This window comes from Gemmatimonadales bacterium (genome assembly GCA_030697825.1).
Taxonomy (GTDB): domain Bacteria; phylum Gemmatimonadota; class Gemmatimonadetes; order Gemmatimonadales; family JACORV01; genus JACORV01.
In genome coordinates, this window is sequence record JAUYOW010000277.1 from 1 (window position 1) to 1,000 (window position 1,000).

Sequence of the window (1,000 nt, forward strand, 5' to 3'; positions counted from 1 at the left end):
GTTGACGGTGCGCGTGAGCGCCACCGCCAGGTTCAATGGTCCACGAATGTCGCGGCCCTTGTCGAAGCGGGGCTTGTCGGTGAGCGCCCCGGTTTCGGCCCAGGCCTGTTCGCGTGTGTCGAGCACCACCGCCGTTTCCCAACCCTCCGGCTTATCCACCTGGATGCCGCCGGCGCGTGGGAACAGCGTGACGCTGCTGAAATTGCGCACGATCGGGTGCGTGCCGTAGGTCGCCACCACCAGCGCCGCGGCGTTGCCGGTGAGCGTTTGCGACGCCGGGTCGACAATGATGCCCGGCAGGAACTCGAGCCCAAGCGTCTCCGCCACCGGATCGAGTCCGTGCAACGGCCCGGGATCGGCGAGCCACAGCAGGTTACCGCCGCGCTCGAGGTAGTTCTCGATTTCCTTCACCTCGCCCGGCAGCAGCCGCAGACGTGGGCCGGCGATAACCAGCGTCGTGGTGTTTTGCGGTATCTGCGGGTGCTCGCCGAGCGCGAGCGTGCGCAGCTTGAAGCCGCGTTGCCGCAGCTGCGCGGCCCACAACGACAGGTCGAAGTTCGCCTGGCGCTCGGGGCTGCGCTCGCCGTGTCCGGCGAGAAACACGACCCAGCGCTCGCCGCGGTGCCCCAGGCGCGTGAGCGCGTTGGTCAACATCTCCTCGTTAAGCTGGATCGGCAGCAGGTTCTCGCGCGCGCCGGCATATTCGAGCACGAGCTCGCCGTCGTGCTGAATCCCGGCGCCACGCGTCTGTTCCGGCGCGGCGTCCGGGTCCACATACGTGAGCCGGATGTCGGGTTTGTATTTCTGGTAACGCTGGATGAGTTCGCCGATGACGCGCCGCAACTGGCCGCGCTGGCTGGCGTAGGCAGTGACCGTCAACGGTTCCGTGAGCCCTTTGACCGCTGCTTGGCTGGCCTCGGACAACGAGTGCCGCCGACTGGCGGTGAGATCGAACTGTAGTGGGAATTCACGGCTTAGACTTTGCAACAAGCCCACGGCC

General features: G+C 66.8%; 1 protein-coding gene. It reads right to left on the reverse strand.

Translation table 11 applies throughout. The features are described from left to right. Positions 1-996 (reverse strand): GldG family protein (locus tag Q8Q85_13565; protein MDP3775285.1); only part of this gene is annotated, 996 nt, incomplete at its 3' end. Positions 997-1,000 lie beyond the last annotated feature (4 nt).